Annotated in this window: 11 protein-coding genes; 3 read left to right on the plus strand and 8 right to left on the minus strand. The window is 75.2% G+C overall.

Annotated features, from left to right (window positions below):
* Nucleotides 1–68: 68 nt before the first annotated feature.
* The 6 genes from WMF24_RS48190 to WMF24_RS48215 form a co-directional block, all read right to left on the minus strand.
* The gene (locus WMF24_RS48190; protein WP_437734249.1) at nt 69–788 is read right to left on the minus strand and encodes a hypothetical protein; all 720 of its coding nucleotides are present in this window, start codon (nt 786–788) and stop codon (nt 69–71) included.
* A gap of 16 nt (nt 789–804) precedes the next feature.
* Nucleotides 805–1,908 (minus strand): serine/threonine-protein kinase, encoded by a 1,104-nt coding sequence (locus tag WMF24_RS48195; RefSeq protein ID WP_437734250.1) that lies wholly within the window; start codon nt 1,906–1,908, stop codon nt 805–807.
* A 73-nt stretch (nt 1,909–1,981) separates the two neighbouring features.
* Nucleotides 1,982–4,066, minus strand: a complete 2,085-nt coding sequence (locus WMF24_RS48200) for a serine/threonine-protein kinase (RefSeq protein ID WP_437734251.1) — start codon at nt 4,064–4,066, stop codon at nt 1,982–1,984.
* 128 nt (nt 4,067–4,194) lie between these two features.
* Nucleotides 4,195–6,588 (minus strand): hypothetical protein, encoded by a 2,394-nt coding sequence (locus WMF24_RS48205; protein ID WP_437734252.1) that lies wholly within the window; start codon nt 6,586–6,588, stop codon nt 4,195–4,197.
* A 167-nt stretch (nt 6,589–6,755) separates the two neighbouring features.
* Complete coding sequence (locus tag WMF24_RS48210; protein WP_437734253.1) at nt 6,756–8,207, minus strand: serine/threonine-protein kinase; 1,452 nt, start codon at nt 8,205–8,207, stop codon at nt 6,756–6,758.
* Nucleotides 8,208–8,350: 143 nt separating this feature from the next.
* Complete coding sequence (locus tag WMF24_RS48215; protein WP_437734254.1) at nt 8,351–13,867, minus strand: cellulose synthase; 5,517 nt, start codon at nt 13,865–13,867, stop codon at nt 8,351–8,353.
* Between WMF24_RS48215 and WMF24_RS48220 the strand changes: the two genes are divergently transcribed.
* A complete protein-coding gene (locus WMF24_RS48220) occupies nt 13,794–14,789 on the plus strand; it encodes a hypothetical protein (protein ID WP_437734255.1) in 996 nt (331 codons plus the stop codon). The two genes, WMF24_RS48215 and WMF24_RS48220, sit on opposite strands and share 74 nt — an antisense overlap.
* Nucleotides 14,790–15,144: 355 nt before the next feature.
* Here the strand turns inward: WMF24_RS48220 and WMF24_RS48225 are convergent, their stop codons facing one another.
* Complete coding sequence (locus tag WMF24_RS48225; RefSeq protein ID WP_437734256.1) at nt 15,145–16,761, minus strand: hypothetical protein; 1,617 nt, start codon at nt 16,759–16,761, stop codon at nt 15,145–15,147.
* Between the two features lie 80 nt (nt 16,762–16,841).
* On the opposite strand from WMF24_RS48225, the gene WMF24_RS48230 reads away from it, so the two are divergent.
* Nucleotides 16,842–17,909: a penicillin-insensitive murein endopeptidase gene (locus tag WMF24_RS48230; protein WP_437734257.1), complete on the plus strand. Its 1,068-nt coding sequence runs from the start codon at nt 16,842–16,844 to the stop codon at nt 17,907–17,909.
* On the plus strand, nt 17,906–18,853 hold the full coding sequence (locus WMF24_RS48235; RefSeq protein WP_437734258.1) for a DNA-methyltransferase: 948 nt from the start codon (nt 17,906–17,908) through the stop codon (nt 18,851–18,853). The genes WMF24_RS48230 and WMF24_RS48235 overlap by 4 nt, the downstream gene beginning before the upstream one ends.
* A gap of 78 nt (nt 18,854–18,931) precedes the next feature.
* Here WMF24_RS48235 and WMF24_RS48240 read toward each other — a convergent pair whose 3' ends face one another.
* A complete protein-coding gene (locus tag WMF24_RS48240) occupies nt 18,932–19,537 on the minus strand; it encodes an L-threonylcarbamoyladenylate synthase (RefSeq protein WP_437734259.1) in 606 nt (201 codons plus the stop codon).
* Nucleotides 19,538–19,674: the final 137 nt, after the last annotated feature.

Raw genomic sequence — 19,674 nt, forward strand, 5'->3', positions numbered from 1 at the left:
GAGCGGGCGTGCGGTCCGCCGGACAAGGGATCGTGCTGGTGGCGTGGGACGCTTGGCCATGCGCGGCGTCAGAAGTAGCGAAGGCTGAGCGTGATCGTGGTCGACCGCAAGGCGGCTGTCGGCGTGACGGTCACCTGAGCGCCGAGCCCGCCGAACAGGGTGTAGATCCCCGCCTCGTAGGATGCGGCCAGGCGATCGTACGTGTGGGCCTGCGTGTGCGCGCGCGCGTAGAGCGCAGAGCCGCCGAGCGAGCAGGACAGGGTCTCTCCGTGGTCGAGGAGCGGGAAATAAGCGCGTACGCCGCCGCGCAGCGTCCAGCCCTCCGGCGCCGCGCCCGAGCCGGCGACGTATCCAGGCGAGCCGAACAGCTCGATGGATCCCGCGTGCCGCGTGAGCGGCTCGACGACGAAGGCGCGCCACGGCGAGAGCTTACGGTTGATCCCGAACGAGTAGAGCAGCGGCGTCACCTGCCAGCGGAGCCCGAAGCGCGTCCCGCTCGGCCCGATCCAGAGCTCCGGGCTCGGCACGAGCTGGAGGAGCAACCAGGGCAGCGTGAGCCGGATGTCGGGCTCCGTGGCGGAGCCGCTCACGGCGACCTCGCGCGGCCGTTCGCTCGCGGCGACCTCGCGCGGCCCTGCGCTCGCGGCGACCTCGCGCGGCCGTTCGCTCGCGACGGCCTCGCGCGGCCCTTCCGGCGCCGCGCCCGCGGCGAGCGGCCAGCCGAGGGCGGCGGCGCAGACCGCCAGCGCGGGGCCGCGGCCACGTGAGATGCGTGCGGGGCGCCGCATTCCGGGCATGCCGCGGCTACGGCGCTGCGCCGTACACCTTGCCGAGCTGCTTGTACAGGAACCGCGCCGCGTGCTCGCCATACGGCGTCTTCGCGGCATACACGTCGGGCAAAGCGATCGGCGCGTCCGCCGCCAGCGCGCCCGGCCGCCCGACCCGGCCGAGATCGTCGCTGAGCGCCTCCATCGATGGATACCGGTTCTCCGGGCGCTTGCGCAGACACTTCATGATCACCGCCTCGAGCGCCCTCGCCGCCGGGCCCTCGCCCAGGCCGGGCGGCGGGGGCGGCGTCATGAGCTGATGGGCCAGCACCATCGCCTCTTCCATGGCGGGCGTCAGCGCGTGACCAGCGCCCCGCGCGACGCTGAAGGGGAGCTTGCCGGAGAACACGCGGTACATGAGCATGCCGAAGCCGTAGACGTCCGTGCGCGCGTCGGGCGGGTCGCTGATGGTCTGTTCCGGAGCCATGTACTCCAGCGTGCCGACGGTCACCCCGGCCTGGGTGAGCCCCGAGTGCTCGTACAGCTTGGCGAACCCGAAATCGACGACCTTGGCCGCCCAGGCGTCGCCCTTCTCGCCGACGAGGAACACGTTGGCCGGCTTGACGTCCCGGTGGACGATCCCGGCCCGGTGCGCCGCGCCGAGCCCCGCCGCGACCTGCAGGAGCATGGGCACGCCCGCCTCCGGCGACAGCCGCCTCTCGCGCAGGAGCAGCGCGCGCAGCGACTCCCCGAAGAGGAGCTCCATCGCGAGGTACGGCGAGCCGTCGTGAAGGCCGATGTCGAGGACCTCGACGAGGTTCGGGTGAACGACCGTGGCCGCGGCCTTCGCCTCGATGAGGAACCGCGCCTTCACCTTGGGCTCGCGGCGGAACCTCGGCTCCAGGAGCTTCAGCGCGACGGGCGCGCCGCCCTGCGTGTCCTCCGCCAGGAACACCTGCGCCATGGCGCCGCTGCCGATCAGGCCCCGCACCCGGTAGCGCCCGGCGATCACGGCGCCCACGTGCTCTGTGGGCTGGGACCGGAGCCGCCGGATGTCGAGGCTCTTCACCAGCTTCTCCCCGTCGTGCGGGCAGAAGCGGTGGTCATCCGCGTACCGCCGGTGGCAACGAGGGCACAGCATGGAGGTCCCGTTCCGGGCATACCCCCTCCACCGCCCCCTTTGCAAGGCCTCCACGCCGCGGGCGCGGGCGCGGTCACGATGCGCGCGGCGCGGCCGACGGGAGCTTCGCCCCGGGCTCGTTGATCCGGACCGTCTCGACGCGGCTGAAGTCGTCCAGGTCGTGCGTGACGCCCGCGATGCGCCAGCCCCGGCACCGCCGGGGCAGCGCGTCGAGGTGATCGACGAAGGAGCTCACCCACGCCTCGATGTCGTCCGGGCGCTCGTCGGGCGATACGGCGAGCGCCCGGGCAAAGGCCTCGTCGATCTCCGGCGGCGTGCCAGGGAGCAGCGACGAGACGGGCGGCGGGGCGCCGCGCGAGAAGCTCGACAGCACGGCGGAGATGTCGTCTCCGGCCGTCACGCGCCGCCCGGTGAGCGCCTGGTACGCGACCGCCGCGAAGGAGTAGATATCGCTGCGCGCGTCCACTGGCCTGCCGCTGGCCTGCTCGGGCGCCATGTAGAGCGGAGTCCCGAGGAAGATGCCCGTGGACGTCACGCTGACATCCGCCGAGATCTCCTTGGCGATGCCGAAATCGAGGATCTTGACCCGGAAGCCGCCCGGAGACGTGCACGGGACCAGGTAGATGTTCTCCGGCTTCACGTCGCGGTGCACGAGCCCCGCCGCGTGCGCGGCCGCGAGCGCCGAGGCGCCCTCGCGCAGGAGGAGCGCCACCTGGGGCGGCGTCCCGGGCCCGTTGTGCTTCATGGCGTGCGCCAGGTTGCAGCCCTCGAGCCACTCCATGACGATGTAGAGCGAGCCGTCCTCGAGCTCGCCCGAGTCGTACACCTCGACGACCGACGGGTGGTGAATGCGCGCGACGAGGCGCGCCTCCCGCGCGAAGCGCGCGCGCACGTCGTCGTTGTGGAAGTGCTCTGTCCGGATGGCCTTGATCGCCACGTCGCGCCCGAGCCGCTCGTCCTGGGCCCGGAACACCCGGCCCATACCGCCCTCCGCGACGACCCGTGTCAGCCGGTATCGCCCGGCGATGCGGTAAGGGAACGGCCGCGGCGTGCTCAGGGCGGCTCCGTCGTCGCCGCACTGAGGTGCGTTCTGATCGTAACAGCGATGGCAGCTCGGGCAGACCTGCAGGACATCGATGCCGCGGCTCACCATGTCCTCGAGGGTCGCTTTCCGGCGCTCCGCCGCGCTGGCGAGCTCCTTGCGCATGCGCGACAGCTCGAGCGCGCTGCCGAGGTGGTGAGCGAACGAGTCGACGAGCCGCCGCATCGCGTCCGTCCACGCCACGCGGGGGCCGACGACGACAAGGGCGCCGTGGACGTCGCCCGACATGCCGACGACGGGGATCACGACGTCCGACGACCTCGAGAGCGACCGCTTCGCGAGCGCGGCGCTGCGCAGCGCCTCGGCCGACGGGGCCTCGGTCGTGGTCGCGGTGAGGCTCACCATCGTCTCGGCCTCGGCCTTCCACACCGCGATCTCGCGCGCCCCTATCGCCTCCGCGATCTGCGCCGCCGCGGCGGACGACCACCTCGCCACGTCGTCGAGCGCCTGCGCCGAGGAGGCGACGAGCTCCGCGAGCTTCTCCTGCTCCTCGGCGAGCTGCCGCGCGAAATATTGAACGGCGGCGTAGGCGATGGCCGACACCGTGAGGATGTTCATCGCGAAGAAGCAGGCGATGAGCGCCTCGGGCGTCTCCGGCGCCCGCGCCGAGAGGAGGGGGTCGACGGCGCCCGCGATCATCACGAGGAGGGCGTAGGCGGCGAACCACGGGACGGACGCCCGCGACCCGTGGAACAGCAGGAAGACGAGCGGCGCGAGCAGCGCCCAGAGGACGACGCCGCTCGACGCGACGAACCCCCCGCGGCTCGCGTGCATGAGGAACGGCAGCGCGAAGATGAGCAGCCCCTGGCGGAAGCGGAACCCGGCGAACTCCTTCGTCCGGGCGAAGTGGGCGAGGCTCAGGGCCGTACACGCCGTGTAGCCGAGCGGGATCGCCGCCGAGCGGACATCGCCGCTCGCCGCATAGGCGATGGCCCAGACGGGGCACGCGCACGCCTTGAGCGCGGCCGTGACCGTGAGGATCCTCTTGTGCTGGCGCAGCCGCGGATCGTCCCCCGGCCTGAGCCCGATCCTCGCGACGGCCTGCAACGACTTCATCGACGCCGAGTGTACGCCGACGAACAGGGGGCCTCAAGCATCGGGCAGGCCGCCCTGAACAGGGCACAGCCTCGGATCTGTCCGTGTGACTCGAGCGTGCCAGGCAGGTGGCGCGCCGGGGAGCTGCGTCAGGGCCCGCCGAGATCGAGCTCGGCGAGCCTCCCCACGAGCGGATCGTCGGTGCCGAGCTGCTCGAACGCCACGGGATCGCTCTTCTGGAGCGCCGTGAGGAGCTGATCCAGCCCGCGCCGAGAACCATAGTAGTTCGACATCTCGTGGTCCTCCTCGGTGATGCAGGCGCGCACCGCGCTGCGGGAGATCTGCGGCAGCCGCAGCGCCTTGAGCGCCATCGACCACAGGCCGTCGATGAAGTTCTGATCCGCGGGGAACTCCAGGAGACCGGCCATCGTGAGGAGCATGGCGCAGCGCTGGCCCCGCGGCGTCGCCAGCGCGCCGTCGCCCTTGAGGTAGCCGAGATCGAACGCGCGGCGCATGGCGTCGGCCGCGCAGAGCAGGCGCTTCAGCTCCTGGGCCGCGTGGCTCAGGTGGCTGTGGAACATGACGTCGACCGAGAGGCCGCCGAGCGCCTCCTTGCTCTCATGAAAGCGGGTGACGGCCGGGAGCCGCGCGAGGTCCTGCCGGACGGCGTTGCCGGTGGGCACGTCGTGCGGCGGCTCTCGGTGGCTGAAGAAGCCCCCTGACTGGAAGACATAATAGAGCTCGCTCTGGCCCGCGAGCCCGGCCCAGATGTCCGAGTACTGCGCGACGCGATTGATGCTGCCTGCAGCCCAGTTGAGGCCCGCCGCGGCGGCGCCGCTGACCTGCGACGCGCTCACCCCCGGGTCGCGCGGCGTCATCGAGGCCTGGATGTCCTCGGCGATCTCCGTGAGCTGGAAGTCGAGGAAGCCGTCGTAGTAATCGGCGCGCCCGTCCCGGTTCACGTCGGAATAGCGGGCCACCACGAGCGGGTGCGAGGGCCCGACGAACTGCGAGAAGCCAGGGACCTGCGCCTGCGGGTGGTGCCACTGCGCCTTCCGGATGCGCGCGTCGAGCTCGGCGTGCGACGCGCGCTCGCTCATCCCGCGCAGCGCGGCGACGAAGCAATCGATCCCCTCGGACGAGCTGACGACTCCATCGTTCCCGACCCGGAAATAGGTCGAGTCCCAGGATGAATAGATGTCCGCGTCCGGGAACATCTGAGAGATGGCGAAGCGCGTGGTGAGCCCGGCGCACTGCGCGTTCATCATCAGCTTGTAGCCCTCCTGCTGCACCTGCACGGCGGCCGCGCGGAGGTCGAAGGAGCCGAGCTGGGCGTGCCGGTCGATGAGCAGCCCGATGAAGAAGCTCATCCCCATCTCGAGGTTCTCGTCCCGCGGGGTGGCCGTGCGGGCGAAGACGCGGATGGGCTCGCCGGCGGGCGTCTTGAAGGGGGCCTCGAGGACGCGGTAAGGACGCCGGCCGCTCGGCGGCGATGGCGTCCCCGGCGGGGGCGCTATCTCCTTGAAGCCGTGGGTCGACACGAGGATGCGGCACTCGCCCTCGTGGAACTCCGAGGCGCTGCACACGGCGAAGCTCCAGGGCCCCGTGAGCTCGTCGTAGGGCGGCGCCTCGCGGAGCAGGCTGCGCACGAGCCCCCGCGCGCGCTCCTGCTGGGCCGCCGTGAGCCCGGGGGCGCGGAGCTGGAGTAGCTGGATCGCGTGGGCGCGCAGCGCGGGCCGGGCCGTCTCGTCGCCCGTTTCCTCCTCGACGAGCCCGAAGATCGCCTCGGCGGCGCGGTCGGCGACCGGCGCGAAGCTGCGGTCGTCGAGCGACGTGGCGATGAGGTGCGACAGGACGGTGAGCGCCGCCGACCGGAGGGTCGCGGCCCCGGTCGGATCGCGCCGCGCCTCCTCGCCGCCGACGGCCGCTGCCTCGAGCGCCGCGCGCGCCTGATCGAGCAGCGCCATGCCCCGGCCCGCCGAGAGCCGCTCCTTGCGCACCGGCTCCTCCGGGTGGAACGCGCTCGGCGGGAAGAGCTGCGTGAAGGTGCTCGTCCGCCGCGAGGAGATCCACCGGGCCGCCGAGACGAGGGCGTCGCGGGCCGCGATCCCCTCGGGGGCGAGGGCCGGGCTCGCGCTGAACACCCCGACAGGCAGGAGCCAGAGCGGCGCGGCCCCCTCGCGCCCGGCGGTCAGGTCGATCGGCGCCGCCTGCGACGCCACGCCGTGATCCGGCTCGACCTCGACGGTGGAGACGGCGACGGCCTGGAGCCGCCGGCGCACCGGCGTGCGCCCCGGAAACACGATGAGCACCGCCTTGCCCTCGCGCTCCCGGAGCGCCGCGAGGTGGTCCGCGGGCACCGGCGACTGGAGCGAGATGGCATAGTCGTTGTCGTTCACCGCCGCCGCGAGGAGGCGAATCCCGGGCGTCGACTTGCGCTCTTCGAACGCAGCGGACGCGGCCGGCCCGACGGTATCCACCGTGCCAGGCAAGTCGACGATTCCGCGAGGGGAACGGATGCGGACGAGGACCTCGGTAGGCATGCCTCTCTCTCCTGAGGTGAGAGAGACTCACCTCTCTCCTGAGGTGAGAGAGACTCACCCTGTTCAAGCGCGCGGCGCAACAGGAATCCGACATTGCCCGAACGCCGTCTCAACGCATCACGACAGACGTCAGGAACCGCCTTGTACCTATGTCTCAGGCAGTTCCTTCAAGGCATCTCCGGGTCTTCCGGAGTTGACTTCCGCACCTGGTCATCGAGCGGAGCGTCCGCGTCGCCGGGCGCGTTGGCCCCTGGAGCGACGCGGAGGAGGTGGGGCGCCTCCTGCGCCGAGGAGGTCGAACAGCGGAGCAGCGACAGGCCTGCTCCGGCGGCGACGAGCAGCGCGGCGGCGAGCTTCAACGCGGCGCCCTTCACGCCGCGCGTCCCTGCCGCCGAGGCCCCCAGCGCGGTCGCCGCGGCGCGGGGGGCAGGCGGCGAGGAGCTCGACGGGGGCGCCGGCAGGAGGCTGCCCGCCCGGAGCGTCGCGACCGACGCCTCCCCGTCCAGGTCGGCGGCGCCGGCCGAGAGCGCGTCGCCGGCGCCGGCCGAGAGCGCGTCGCCGGCGCGGGCCTCGAAGGGGATCGCGTCGCCCTCCGGCTCCCTCGGCGCCGCGGGCGGGCCGAACGGGCGGAGCGCGACGTCCGCGTAGCGCCCGAGCAGCGCGCCGACCTCGCGGAGATCTGCCGGGCGCTGCGCGCGGTCCGGGCGGAGCATGCGGTCGACCATCGCGGCGACGTCGGCGGGCAGCGCGGGCGCGATCTCGCCGATCGGCCGCATCGCGCCGGTCAGGATGCGCTTCAGCACCTTGCCCATGCTCTCGGCCTCGTTGGGCCGTACGGAGGTGAGGCACTCGTAGAGGATCACGCCGATCGACCAGATGTCGGCGCGGTGATCCACGTCGTGCTCGCCGAGGATCTGCTCGGGCGACATGTAGTAAGGGGTCCCGAGCATCTCGCCGGTCCCGGTGCGCCCCGAGGTCCACGCGGCGTCGCCGTGAGACGCCGTGAGCTTGGCGATGCCGAAGTCGAGCACCCGGACCCGCGCGACCTCGTCGTGCAGCGGCGCTTTGTCGGGCGAGGGCGCCGAAGGCGCCTGGTCGGGCACGGCGCCGCCGGCCCCGTCGACGGCTCGGGGGCCTGACCCGGGCGCGCCCGGCGGCGCCGCCGCCTCGGGCGTGAGCAGGAAGATGTTGTCCGGCTTGAGGTCGCGGTGGACGATGCCCCGGGCGTGCGCGGTGCCCACCGCCGAGATGACGGGCAAGAGGATGCGCGCCAGCTCGGGGAGCGGGATCCGCGCCTCCCGCAGGAGCTTGTCGCGGAGCGACTCGCCCTCGAGAAGGTCCATGACAAGGAACGGGGTCCCGTTGTCGAGCTCCAGGACGTCGCGGATGCACGGCACGTTCGGGTGGTCGACGACGGCGGCCGCGCGCGCCTCCCGGAGGAGGCGCCGGCGGGTCGAGGCGTCCTCCGTCGCGCCGGGACGAAGCAGCTTCAAGGCGACACGCTCGCCGCTCGCGAGGTGGGTGGCGGCCCAGATGACCCCCATGCCCCCCTCGGCCAGCTGGCGATCGACCCGATAGCGACTCGCCACCAGGGCGCCCGGGACCAGGTTGTTGGTCACGCGGAGACAGGATACCACGCGCGCTCCGCCGAGCCGGCGCCGCGCGCTCCTGGCGCCGCTGCGCCGCTCAGGCTGAACAAATACGTGAGTGTCGCAGCGGCGCCGGGGACGTCTGTACGTCGCTGTCGTTGGCGAGAGGCGATCTAGACAGCTGGCCAGATCGAGCCCGCGCGGCGGCGATCGGCGAAGGCCTCGGCGGAGAGCGCGTAGCGCAAGAGCTCGTTCGACACGGGGTGCTGGAGGAGCAGGCGCGGCTCCTCGGTCGAGCGGGCGATGTCGCGATCGTACCTGCGCAGGTAGTCGATCGCGGCGAGCGCGTCGCCGCAGAGGAGATAGCCGATGCGGTACTCGCTCCGGCGCAGGCCGATGACGAACGCGCGCGCGTCGTACGACACGGCGACGTTCGGCGCGAGCTCCTCGAGCAGCTTGCGCTGGCGGCGCCCGATCGCCCGCTGGATGCCGGGGAGCATCTGCTGGGCGGCGTGCTCGCGCGCGGGCGAGATCGCGCCCGACCCGAAGCCGGGATCGAGCGTGCGGATCGCCGCGAGCAGCAGGCCGTCGGTGGCCTCGGCCGGGATCTCGTCGAGGAAGGTGAAGCCGACCGCGACGCGGGCGAAGAGGCGGGCCAGCGCGAACGTCTGCTCCAGCTCCGGCAGCTCGGTGAACGACGTCGGCGCGACGATCGCGGGCGGATCGCCCGGGAAGACGCGCGCGGCGCCCTGCCACGAGGGCACGAGGTAGAGCTCGAACGCCTCGATGCCCAGCGAGCGGCCGACCCGCTCGGCGAGCTGCCGCGTCGGGTGGTTGTCGCGCGGGCCGAGCCGCTCGCGCGAGCTGACGCCCAGGTTGCTCAGCTCGAAGCGGATCGCCTTGGCGGCGATCGGCGCGATCGCGAGCGCCACGTCGATCCAGGAGCTCCGGGCCTCGGGGACGAGCAGCCGGCCGATCTCGGGGCCGGCGAACGCCCCGACGTACGGGGCCTCGGAGGGCACGCGCCGGCCCCTGAGCCGGGCCATGCGCTCGGCCGACACCTCGCCGAGGCAGGCGCGGACCTCCTCGACGGTGACCCGCTCCTCGGCGCGCCCGTCCTTGGCGAGCGCCGCCTCGAGCGCGGCGAGGGCTGGGCCGAGATCCGGGAGCCGCGTGACGACCTCCGCGTCGGACGTGAGGACGTCCCGCAGCACCTGGACCGCCTCCGCGTTGCGCCCCGCGGCCTCGAGGCCGCGGCCGAGCGCGGTGCGCGACTCCGGCGGGGCGCCGGGGAGCGCGACGGCCTGCTGCAGGCGCGCGAGCCCGTCGCGGGGCCGGATGAGCAGCGTCGCCTCGAGCAGGCCGAGCGTCGTCAGCCAGCGCGGGTCGGGCGCGACGCGGCGGGCCGCGGCGATCTCGAGCAGCTGCGTGAGCGCCTTGGCGTAGGCGGCCGCCCCCTCGCTCGTGTCGACGCGGTAGAGGCGGGCGAGCGCCGTCCAGCCGCGCGTGTCGCCGCTCGGCGAGCTCACGATCACGTCGCAGAGCGTGCGCACCATGCCCGCGTTGTCGCCGGCGTCGCGGTGGGCGTCGGCGAGGCGCAGGCCGGTCTCGACGCGGGCGCCCGGGTCGGGCGAGAGCTCGACGAGGCGGCCGAGCGCGCGCAGCGCGAGCGCGTGATCGCCGCGCGTGACGCCGAGCTTGTGCAGCCGCTCCAGCGCGGCGCGGCTCTGCGCGTCGATCGACAGCACCGCCTGGAGCGCGTCCTGCGCGAGCGCCGGGTTCGCGAGCGGCCCCTCGTACAGGTCGGCGATCAGGAACTGCGCCGCGATCTTCGTCTCGGCGTCCGCCGCCGCGGCCACGGCGCGCTTCAGCGCGTCGCGTGCCTCCAGCCAGACGCGCTGCGCGGTGAGCAGCCGGGCGAGCAGGAGCAGCGCCGCCGCGTCGTTCGGGGTCGCCTCGATGACGCGCCGGATCGCCGCGATGCCCACGCCGGGGTCGACCGCGCCGGGGCGCCCGTGGTGCTGGAGCACCGACCGGGCGATCTCCGTGCCGAGCAGCGCGATCGCCTCGCGGCTCGCGGCCCGGCCGAGCGCCTCGCCGAGGCGGTCGGCGAGCCGCTGCGGGTCGCCCGCCAGCTTCTGGGCGAGCGCGCGCGCCGCCGAGAGGCTGCTCGGGTCCGCGCGGAGCGCGCTCTCGTACAGCTCGAGCGCGCGCGCCTTGCCCTCGGGCGAGGTGTCCTCGGCGGTGAGCTCCGCCGCGCGCACGAGGTGCGCCGCGCGCGCGGGCTCGCCGAGGACGAGCGCGGCGAGCGCGAGCTGGGCCGTGACCATGCTCGCCCTGTCGCCGACGCGCTGCGCGAGCCGATCGAGCCCGCGCGCCGCGAGGAGGCTCTCCGGCCAGAGCGCGAGCGCGTCGCGGAAGCCGGCGAGCGCCGCGCGGGCCGCGCCGGGGTCGCTGTCGGCCTGCGCCTCGGCGAGCAGCGCCTCCTCGATGTTGTAGAGGGCGCGCGCGATCGGGTCGCTCGTCAGCTCCCGGCTGTCGCGGACGGCGCTGGTGAACAGGGCCTGCCCGCGCGGCGCGGCCGGATCGGACGGCGGCACCTTGCCGGCGAGGCGCAGGATCGCCATGTGAGCGGCCGCGTCGCGCGGCGACTCCTTGACGATGCGCGCGAGCGCCTCGAGCGCGGCGCTCGGCCCGAGCTGCTCCTCGATCGACGCGATCTCCCAGAGGGCGCCCCCGCGCGCGACGGCGGACGTGAACACGTCGGCCTCGGCGCGCAGGACGGTCGCGAGCGACGTCGGGGCCTCGAGGATCCGGTAGAGCTGCTCCAGCATGCGGAGCGCCGGGACGTGGTTCGGCACCACGGCGACGAGCCCCTCCAGGATCTCGACGGCGTGGCGCGGGCTGCTCTCCGCGAGCACCAGCGCGAGCGAGATCCGGAGCGCGTGATCGACGAGCGCCGGCGGCTTGCGCTCGAGCCAGCGCGCGTAGAGCCCCGCGAGCTCGCTCGCGATCATGGAGTGGCTCATCCCCGGCAGGCTGGACGCCGCGCGCGCGCCGGTCGCCGGCCGCTGCGCGGCGGGCGCGCCGAGGCCCACGCCGAAGCCGGCGCCGCCGGCGCGCACGTAGATACGCTCCATCGCCTCGAGGATCGCCGGGTCGGGATGGCTCGAGGCGAGCGCGGCGTCGGCGCGGGCGAGCAGGCGCAGCGCGTCCTGGTCGCGCCCGAGCGCGAGCTCCTGCACCTCGGCCGCCTGGAAGAGCAGCCGCGCGTGCTCCTCGGGCCCCTGCGCCTCGTCGGCGAGCGAGCTCAGGACCTCGACGAGCTTCTCGTAGTTGCCGGTCTCGCGCAGCAGCCGCGCGATCTCGACCCGCGGCTGCGGGTGGGAGGGCCGCCGCCGCGCCGCCTCGCGGTACGACTCGACCGCGCTGTGCGGCCGCTTCAGGCGCCGCTCGTCGAGCGACGCGACCTCGATCCAGAGGCTGAAGGCCGCGTCTCCCGCGGGGTCGCGCTGGATGAGCTTGAGCAGCGCGCGGCGCGCCTCCTCGTACCGGCCGGCCCGCTCGTCGAGGCGGAAGCGCGCGCGAAGCGCGTCCGGGTCGGACGGGTCGATCGCGAGCGCGCGGTCGACGAGCGCCGAGGCCCGGTCGCGATCGCCGAGCTTGATCTCGGTGATGTCGGCGGCGCGCAGCAGGAGCCTGCGCTGCTGGGCCGGGCTGCCCGTGAGGTCGGCCTCGGCGCAGAGCGCGCGCGCGAGCCGCTGCGCGTCGCCCGCCCGCGCGGCGTTGCGCTGGAGCGCGAGGATCGCGGCGCGCCGCTCCGGGTCGATCTCGAGGATCTTCTCGATCTCCTCGATGGCGCGGGCGGGCTGACCGAGCTCGTCCTCCCAGATGGAGGCGAGCTTCTCGAGCAGGCCGACCTTGCGCGCCGGGTCCTCCGTCGCGCTGGCCGCCTGCGTGTAGAGGTCGATCCGCTCGCGCACGCCGCGCGGATCCTCCTCGTCGACGGACTGCGGCGCCGGCGCGAGCAGGCCCGAGAGCGCGTCGAAGACGGTGCCGTTGCCGGGGTCGATCGCCCACGCGGCGCGCAGGATGGCGAGCGCCTCGTCGCGCCGCTTGAGGTGGTGCTCGGAGATGTCCGCCGCGCGCAGCAGCGCCGCGACGCGGACGTGCGTCGGCCGGTCCGCGTTGGCGACGGCGGTCCACACCTCGACGCGCTCCTCGTGGTGGCCGAGGCGCTGCAGGGCGCGGTCGAGCCGCTCCCGCGTCGAGCTGTCCTCGGGATCGAGCTCCAGGGCGCGCGTCGCGTGGAAGGCGGCCTGCTGCGCGTTCCCGAGGGTGTCGTGGATCTCCGCGAGGCGGACGTGCTGGTAGGCGATCGCCTCCCTGTCGGTGAGGAGGGCGAGCTCCTTCTTGCGGACGCTGGCGACCTCCTCGAGGGCGCCGCTCGCCTCCAGCAGGCGGATCAGCTCGGCGACGACGCGCCGCGCGGTCGGCGAGCCGGCCGGGGCGCGCGTCGACGCGCGCGTGAGGAGGGGAATCGCGTCCGCGGGGGAGCGGATCTTGTCGATGAGGAGCCGCGCCGCCGTGTAGAGCAGCCGCGACGCGCGCTCGTCGTCGCGCTCGTGCTCGGCCTCCAGCGACAGCGCGCCGACGAGGCCGACGATGCCGTCGTGGTGGACGAGGTGACGGCGGAGCGCCTCCCGCACGGGGCCGGGCCCCGGATCGTACGCGATGGCGCCCTCGAGCGACGCGAGGGCGAGCTCCGGCTTGTGGAGCTTGCGATCGAGCACGGCGGCGCGCTCGACGTGGATCCACGCGGTGAGCTGGCCGTCGCCGTCCGGCTGCCCGCGCCCGGGGGCGTAGGCGTCGGCGAGCCGATCCAGGTGCGCCGCGAGGTCGCGCCCGGCCTGCTCGGTGCCGCGCGCGCTCTCGCGGCGGAGGGCGATCTCGAGCCCGCGGAGCGACGCGGCGTGGAGCGGGACGAGCCGCAGCGCCTCGTTGAAGGCGTCGCAGCTCTCCGGGGTGCGCCCGAGCGCCTGGAGCAGGCGCGCCCGCTCGGCGAGCAGGTCGGCCCGGAGGGCGTCGCTCTCGGCGACGCGGAGCTTGTCCTCGACGACCTCGAGCGCGAGGGCGAGCTCCGTGCGCGCGTCGAGCAGGCGATGGACGCGCGAGAGCGCGGGCTCGAGCGTGCGGGAGAGCTGCCGCGCGCGCTCGTAGGAGCGGCGGGCGGCGGAGGGGTCGCGGAGCACGCGCTCCTCGTGGATGCCGAGCTCGACGAGCGCGCGCGCCGCGCCGACCGGATCGCTGGTCCTGAGCCGCTCGGCGCGCTGCTGGAGCTCGGCGGCGAGGTCGGGCGCTGCGATCTGCGGGCTCTGCGGGAGCGGCTGTGCGCTCGGCGCCGGGGCCTGCGCGCTCGGCGCGGGCGCGCTCTGCGCGGACGCCTGCGAGTTCGGCGCGGGCACCTGCGGCCCCGGCGCTGGCGCCTTCGGGCCTGGCGCGGGCGCGTGCGGGCCCGGCGCTGGCGCCTTCGGCTCGCTCACGGCCGAGCGCGGCGTCGCCGGAGACGGCTGGCCGGCCGAGGTCGCCGCGAGCGGCTCGATCGACTCGACCGAGATGGGCGTTGGCGACGAGATCGGCTCGGCCGAGATGGGGATCGGCGTCGCGGTCGCGTCGACCGAGATGGGCATCGGCGTGGTGCTCGCGTTGAACGCGGCGACCGCCGGCGAGGCCTGGGTGGGCACGCCCGGCTGGGAGCTCGGCGCCGGTCTCCCGGCGCCCGGAGCCGGCGGCGATCCGGCGCGGTTCGGGGTCGGCGGGCGCTGGGGAACGCCTCGCGGCGAGCGGACCTGCGGCTGGTCTTCGCGGGGCGCGGCGGCCTGGCCGGAGCCGGGGGCGAGCGCGGCGGCGCGGCTGGAGCCGGGGGCGGGCGGGGCGGCCAGGCCGGGGCCGGGCGCGCTGGACTGGCCCGGCGTCGACCCGGGCGCCTTGGCGCCCGGCGGCAACGGCGGCGGAGGCCTCGACGGCGGCGCCAGCGGCGGCGGCAGCGGCCCGCTCGCGACGCTGCCGTCCTTGCGGCGGATCAGCGGCGGCGGTCTGCTCGGTCCTCCGGGGGGCGGCACGCTCGGGGCCCCTGTCCGGTTCGGCCCCGGCGGCGGCACGCTCGGCGGCGGCAGCGAGGTCGGCGGCGGCGGCGGCGTCGCGCCGAGCGGCGCGTTCGGCGGCGGCAGCGGGGTCGGCGGCGGCAGCGGGCTCGCGGCGAGCGGCGCGTTCGGCGGCAGCGAGGCCGGCGGCGGCGGCGGGGTCGCCGCGAGCGGCGCGTTCGGCGTCGGCAGCGGGGTCGCCGTCGCCGGCGCGTTCGCGGTCGGCAGCGGCGTCGCGGCGGCCGGCGCGTTCGCGGTCGGCAGCGGCGTCGCGGCTGCCGGCGCGTTCGCGGCCGGCAGCGGCGTCGCGGCTGCCGGCGCGTTCGCGGCCGGCAGCGGCGTCGCGTCCGCGGTCGGCGGCGCGCTCCCGGCCGCCGGCGCTTCGCCGCCTGGCGGCGCGTTCGCGCCCGGCGTGCCGAGCCTCGACGTGCCTGCGCTGCCGACGAGCAGCGTCTTCGCGCCGGGCTGAGGTTGCGCGCTCACGCGCGTCATTTGAGCGTTGTCGGCGTTGGCTTCCCAGCCAGCTTCGTCCGGCGAACCGGACAAGCTCGGCAAGCCAGGCCGGCGCGACGCTCCTTCTTGCGGATCGTCCCCGTGGGCCACTGGCGCGGATGCTACACACCCCCGCGCTCCCAATCCACGGCCATGTGCCTGCTCGGCCGAAGCCGCGCGCACCTCCGAGCCGGACAGGATCAGGCTCACGGATTTTTTCGCGCCGTGCGATGCGTCCGCCGCGCCGCGCGTGCTGCCGCGCTCCGCGCGCCGCCCGCGACGGGGGCCGGCTTACTTGCCGGGCGTTGCTCGCCGGGCGTGCTCGCCGGGCGTTACTTGCCGGGCGACGCCGCCGACGCGCAGCGCAGCACCTCGAGCTTCATCGCCTTGCCGGCCGGGTGCGCCACGAGCAGCGCGTCCGCGGAGGCCGCGATGGGCTCGCCGCGCCCGAGCGCCGGCTCTGCGCGCAGCCCCCCCTCCAGCTCGCCCCGCGCGGTGAGGGTCGCGAGCTGCGTCGGGCCGGAGGCGTTCGCGATCGCGAGCCACACGGCGGCTGCGTCGCGGTCGCCGGCGGCCCTGCCCGGGCCCTGCGCGCCCGGCCCCGCGGCGCCGCGGAGGAGCGCCGGCACGCCGGCGCCGACGCCCAGCGCAGCCTCGGGCGGGGTGTCGTGGTCCCGCTCGCCGCCGACGAGCACGCGCGGCTCGCCGACGCCGCCGAGCCGCACGAGCACGGCGCTGATGCGCCCTCCGATCGAGCCGCTCGGGGTGTCGTCGTCCCGGAAGGCCAGGACGACGCCGTCGTCCTCGCCGAGCGTCAGGTCGTACGCGAGCACGTGCCCGTCCTTCGGCGTGACCGCGCGCGGCGTGGCGGTGAGCGCGCCCGTCTCGTCGAGCGGGACGACCTCGAGCCACTGGTGGGCGATCGTCTCGCCGGCGGCGGCGGTGTCCTCGTTGGCCTCCTCGCCTGCCTTCGCCGCGGCCTTCCGCGCCGGCTCCTCGGCGCGCGCGATGTACGCGAGCCAGTAGCCGCCGGGCCGGGCGATCACGCGCGGCGTCTCGGCGTCGGTGCTCGGCTGCGAGACGGGGCGGGGCGAGGTGACGGAGCGCAGCGAGCCCACGTCGGCGGAGGCGAGCATGATCCGCGACCGCTTGCCGTCGCGGGTCACGTCGTCCCAGACGATGACCGCGCGATCGCCGGACGCGGCGATGTCGAGCGCGAGCGACTCGTCGCGCCCCTCGGCGAGCTCGGCCCCCCAGGTGACGTGCTCTCCCTCGACCCGCGCGATCTTGATGGCGCGCCCGCCGGCGTTCGGCTCGAGCATCGCGGCGAGGATCGCGCCGCCCGCGCCCGCGACGACCGGAGGATCCATGTCGCCCCGCGATCGCGCGAGCCGCACGAGCTTCCCCCTGGCGCCGTCGGCCGACAGCGTGGCCACCATCGCGACGGTCCCGCCCTCCGCGTCCCGCTGCGCGCCCACGGCGAACCCGCCGGCGAACGTCGTCCCGCGGCCGACCTCGACCGCGAACGGCGCGAGATCCTCGGGCGTGTCCGCCGCGCCGCCCCCGGCGCCTTGCTCGGACCCCGCGTCCCTCGGCGCCGACGCGGGCGGCGCGTCGCCGATCACGAACGGCGCGGGGCCCGCGGTCGCGCAGCGCGGCGCCGACGGCTGCGCCGTCGCGGCGGGATCGCCCGGGTCGCCCGGCGCTGACGCCGCGCTGGACGGCGCGGGCGCGCTCTCCGCGGCGTCGTCCGGCGTCGAGCAGGCGCGCCACACGACGAGGCCTCCCACGACGAGCGCGACGGCGAGGGCCCCCTTCCAGGCGAGGCCCTCGGGCTCCTCCTCGGTCGGCGGGCGTCGATCCGCCGCCTGCGGCCGTCGATCCTCCGTCGTCGCCGGGCGTCGATCCGCGCTCGGGTTCCCCTGGGGGGCGCGGTGGTTTGGCTCCATGGGCGGGGGGTGTTAGCGCTGATCGCGCCGTGAGGGCAGGGGGTGGCGCCTGCGCGCGCAGGTCCAGCCGATCTCCCGCCGTGGACACGCGAGCTCCGGGGCGCGCCGAGCTCGACCGCATCCACGAGAACTTTCCCTCCGGCGCCGGCGAGGTTATCGCCGGAAGGAGCGACGCCGGGGCCGTCGCCGCGGGCATCCAGCGGGCCGGCGCGGCGGGGCCCGCCGCGCGTCCGATCGTCGTCATGCCGAGCCGTCCTCTCCTCACCACGCTCCTGCTGGGGCTCGTCGCGCTGTGCTGCGCGGCGTGCGTCGGCTCTTCCCCCACGCCGCTCGCCCCCGCGCTCCGCGGCTCCATCGGCGTCCCGCACCACGGCGTCATCACGGACGCCGTCGAGCTCCCGAGGCAGGGCGAGGGCTACCGCCTGCTCCGCAGCAACGGCGTCCGGTGGGGCACGGCGCGGCTCGTCGCCGCGATCCAGCGTGCCGCCGCGGACGTCGCGCGCGCGCGCCCGGGCGGCGAGCCGCTCCTCGTGGGCGATCTCTCCGCGCGCTTCGGCGGGGCGACCCGGGGGCACCGGTCGCACCGCACCGGGCGCGACGCCGACCTCCTGCTGTATGCGCTGACCCCGGACGGCCGCCCCGTGCGCTCGCCGGGCTTCGTCGAGTTCGGGCCGGACGGGCTCGCGCGCAGCGCCGGCGACGCCGATCGCGCGGCGTCGCGCCCCGGCGCGGAGGCGCACGTCCGCCTCGACGTCGAGCGGACGTGGCTGCTCGTGAAGTCGCTCGTCCGCTCGCCCGACGCGCACGTCCAGTGGCTCTTCTTCGCCCGCTGGCTCGAGGCGCTCGTTATTGAGTACGCCCGCGCGCGCGGCGAGGACCCGGAGCTCGTCTGGTACGCGGAGAGCGTGCTGCTCCAGCCGGGCGACAGCACGGCGCACGCCGATCACCTCCACCTGCGCGTCGCGTGCACGCCGGACGAGTTCCTCTCCGGCTGCCTCGGCGGCGGCCCGTACTGGCCGTGGCTCCCGGCGATGCCGCAGCTCGTCCCGCCGCCGGACGGCGATCTCGCCGCGGCGATCCTCGACGATCTCCTGCCGGGCGGCGCCGCCGCGGGCTCCCGCGTCGCGGCGCCCGACGGCGCGCTGTGAGCCACCTCGTCGCGCTGGGCGACGCGGCCGACGTCTGCGCGGCGCTCCCCGCCGAGGTGCGGTTCGACCTCGTCTATCTCGACCCGCCCTTCGGCGTCGGGACGACGATGACCGCGCGCTCCGCGCGCGGCGAGGCGCGCGGCCGGCGCCGGCCGGAGAGCGGCCCCGACGCGTACGACGACCGCGCCAGCGCCGACGCGCTCGTCGCGATGCTCGCCTCGCGGCTCGCGGCGATCCGCGATCGCATGGCCGAGGGCGCGACGCTCTACCTGCACCTCGACCACCGCGCCGTCCACGACGCGAAGGTCGCGTGCGATCGCCTCTTTGGCCGCGGCGCGTTCCTCGGCGAGATCATCTGGGCGCCCGGCAACGGCGGCCGCGGCGCGCGCGGCTTCTCGGTCACGCACCAGACGATCCTCCTCTACGCGCGCGCGGCGAGCGAGCGCGGCCGGGTCGTCTACAACGCCTCGGATCCTGCGCTCCGCGAGCCCTACGCCGAGACGAGCCTCGCGATGCACTTCAAGCACCGCGACGACGACGGCCGCCTCTACCGCGAGCGGATCCTCGGCGGCAAGGCGTACCGGTACTACGCCGACGAGGGGCGCCGGCTCGGGAGCGTGTGGACCGACATCCCCGGGATGGTCGCCAACACCCCGCTGCGCCGCGAGGGCACCGGCTACCCGACGCAGAAGCCCGAGAAGCTGCTCGATCGGATCGTCCGCGCGTCGTCCGCGCCCGGCGCGACCGTCGCGGATCTCATGTGCGGCAGCGGCACGACGCTCGTCGCCGCCGCGCGGCTCGGCCGCCGCTTCGTCGGCGGCGATCGCAGCCCGCTCGCGTTCGCGACGGCGCGCGAGCGGCTCGACAGGGAGGGGATCGCGTACGGCGTGATCGAGGTGCCCGGCGGGCCAGCGCTCGAGTCGAGCGGGGCCGAGGGCGCATGACGAAACGGGCCGCTCACGACCGGATCCCCCTCGCGCCTCGGCGCCTTCCGGCTCCGGCCCGCGCGTTCTGGCGCTGGCTCAGACCAGATCGTCCGTCGGCCCCGCGCCCTGCCGGACGATCTGGACGTCGCCCTGGCTCAGGTCGATCACCGTCGTCGGCACCCCCCCGCCCGTCCCCGCGTCCAGGACGAGCGCGAGCCCCGGGAACCGGTCGTCGATCTCCCCCGGATCGATGATCGGATCCTCCCCCGGCGGCGCCGCGGTGGTGCTGATGAGCGGCCGCCCGAGCGCGCGGACCAGCGCGATGGCGACCGGGTGGTTCGGCACCCGGATGCCGACCGTCTTCTGCTTGAGGTGCACGTACTTCGGCACCTCGCGCGTGGCCGGCAGGATGAACGTGTACGGCCCCGGCAGGAAGCGCTTGAGGATACGGTACGCCTGGTTCTCGACGATGGCGTAGCGGGCGATGTCGCTGAGATCCGGGCAGATGAACGCCAGGTTCTTGTTCTGGCGCATCCCCTTGATCTGATAAACGCGCTCGATGGCCTGCTTGTTCATCAGGTCGCACCCGAGCCCGTAGACGGTGTCGGTCGGGTAGCCGATGACCTCGCCCTTCTCGAGGAGGTCGACCGCTCGCGCGATCTTGCGGGGTTCCGGATGGTCGGGGTTGATGGGCTGGAGCACGGGAACTGGACCATGGGGCCGCCCGCCCGGCTTCGCCAGTGCTGGCCGCACGATGCGCGGCCAGCGCTGGGCAGCCGGCGAGCGGTCGCTGAGGTGGAACGTGCACAGCAAGCCCCGCGCCTCGATACCCGTCGCGA

It is taken from the genome of Sorangium sp. So ce1335, assembly GCF_051521615.1.
In the GTDB taxonomy this organism is placed as follows: Bacteria; Myxococcota_A; Polyangia; order Polyangiales; family Polyangiaceae; genus Sorangium.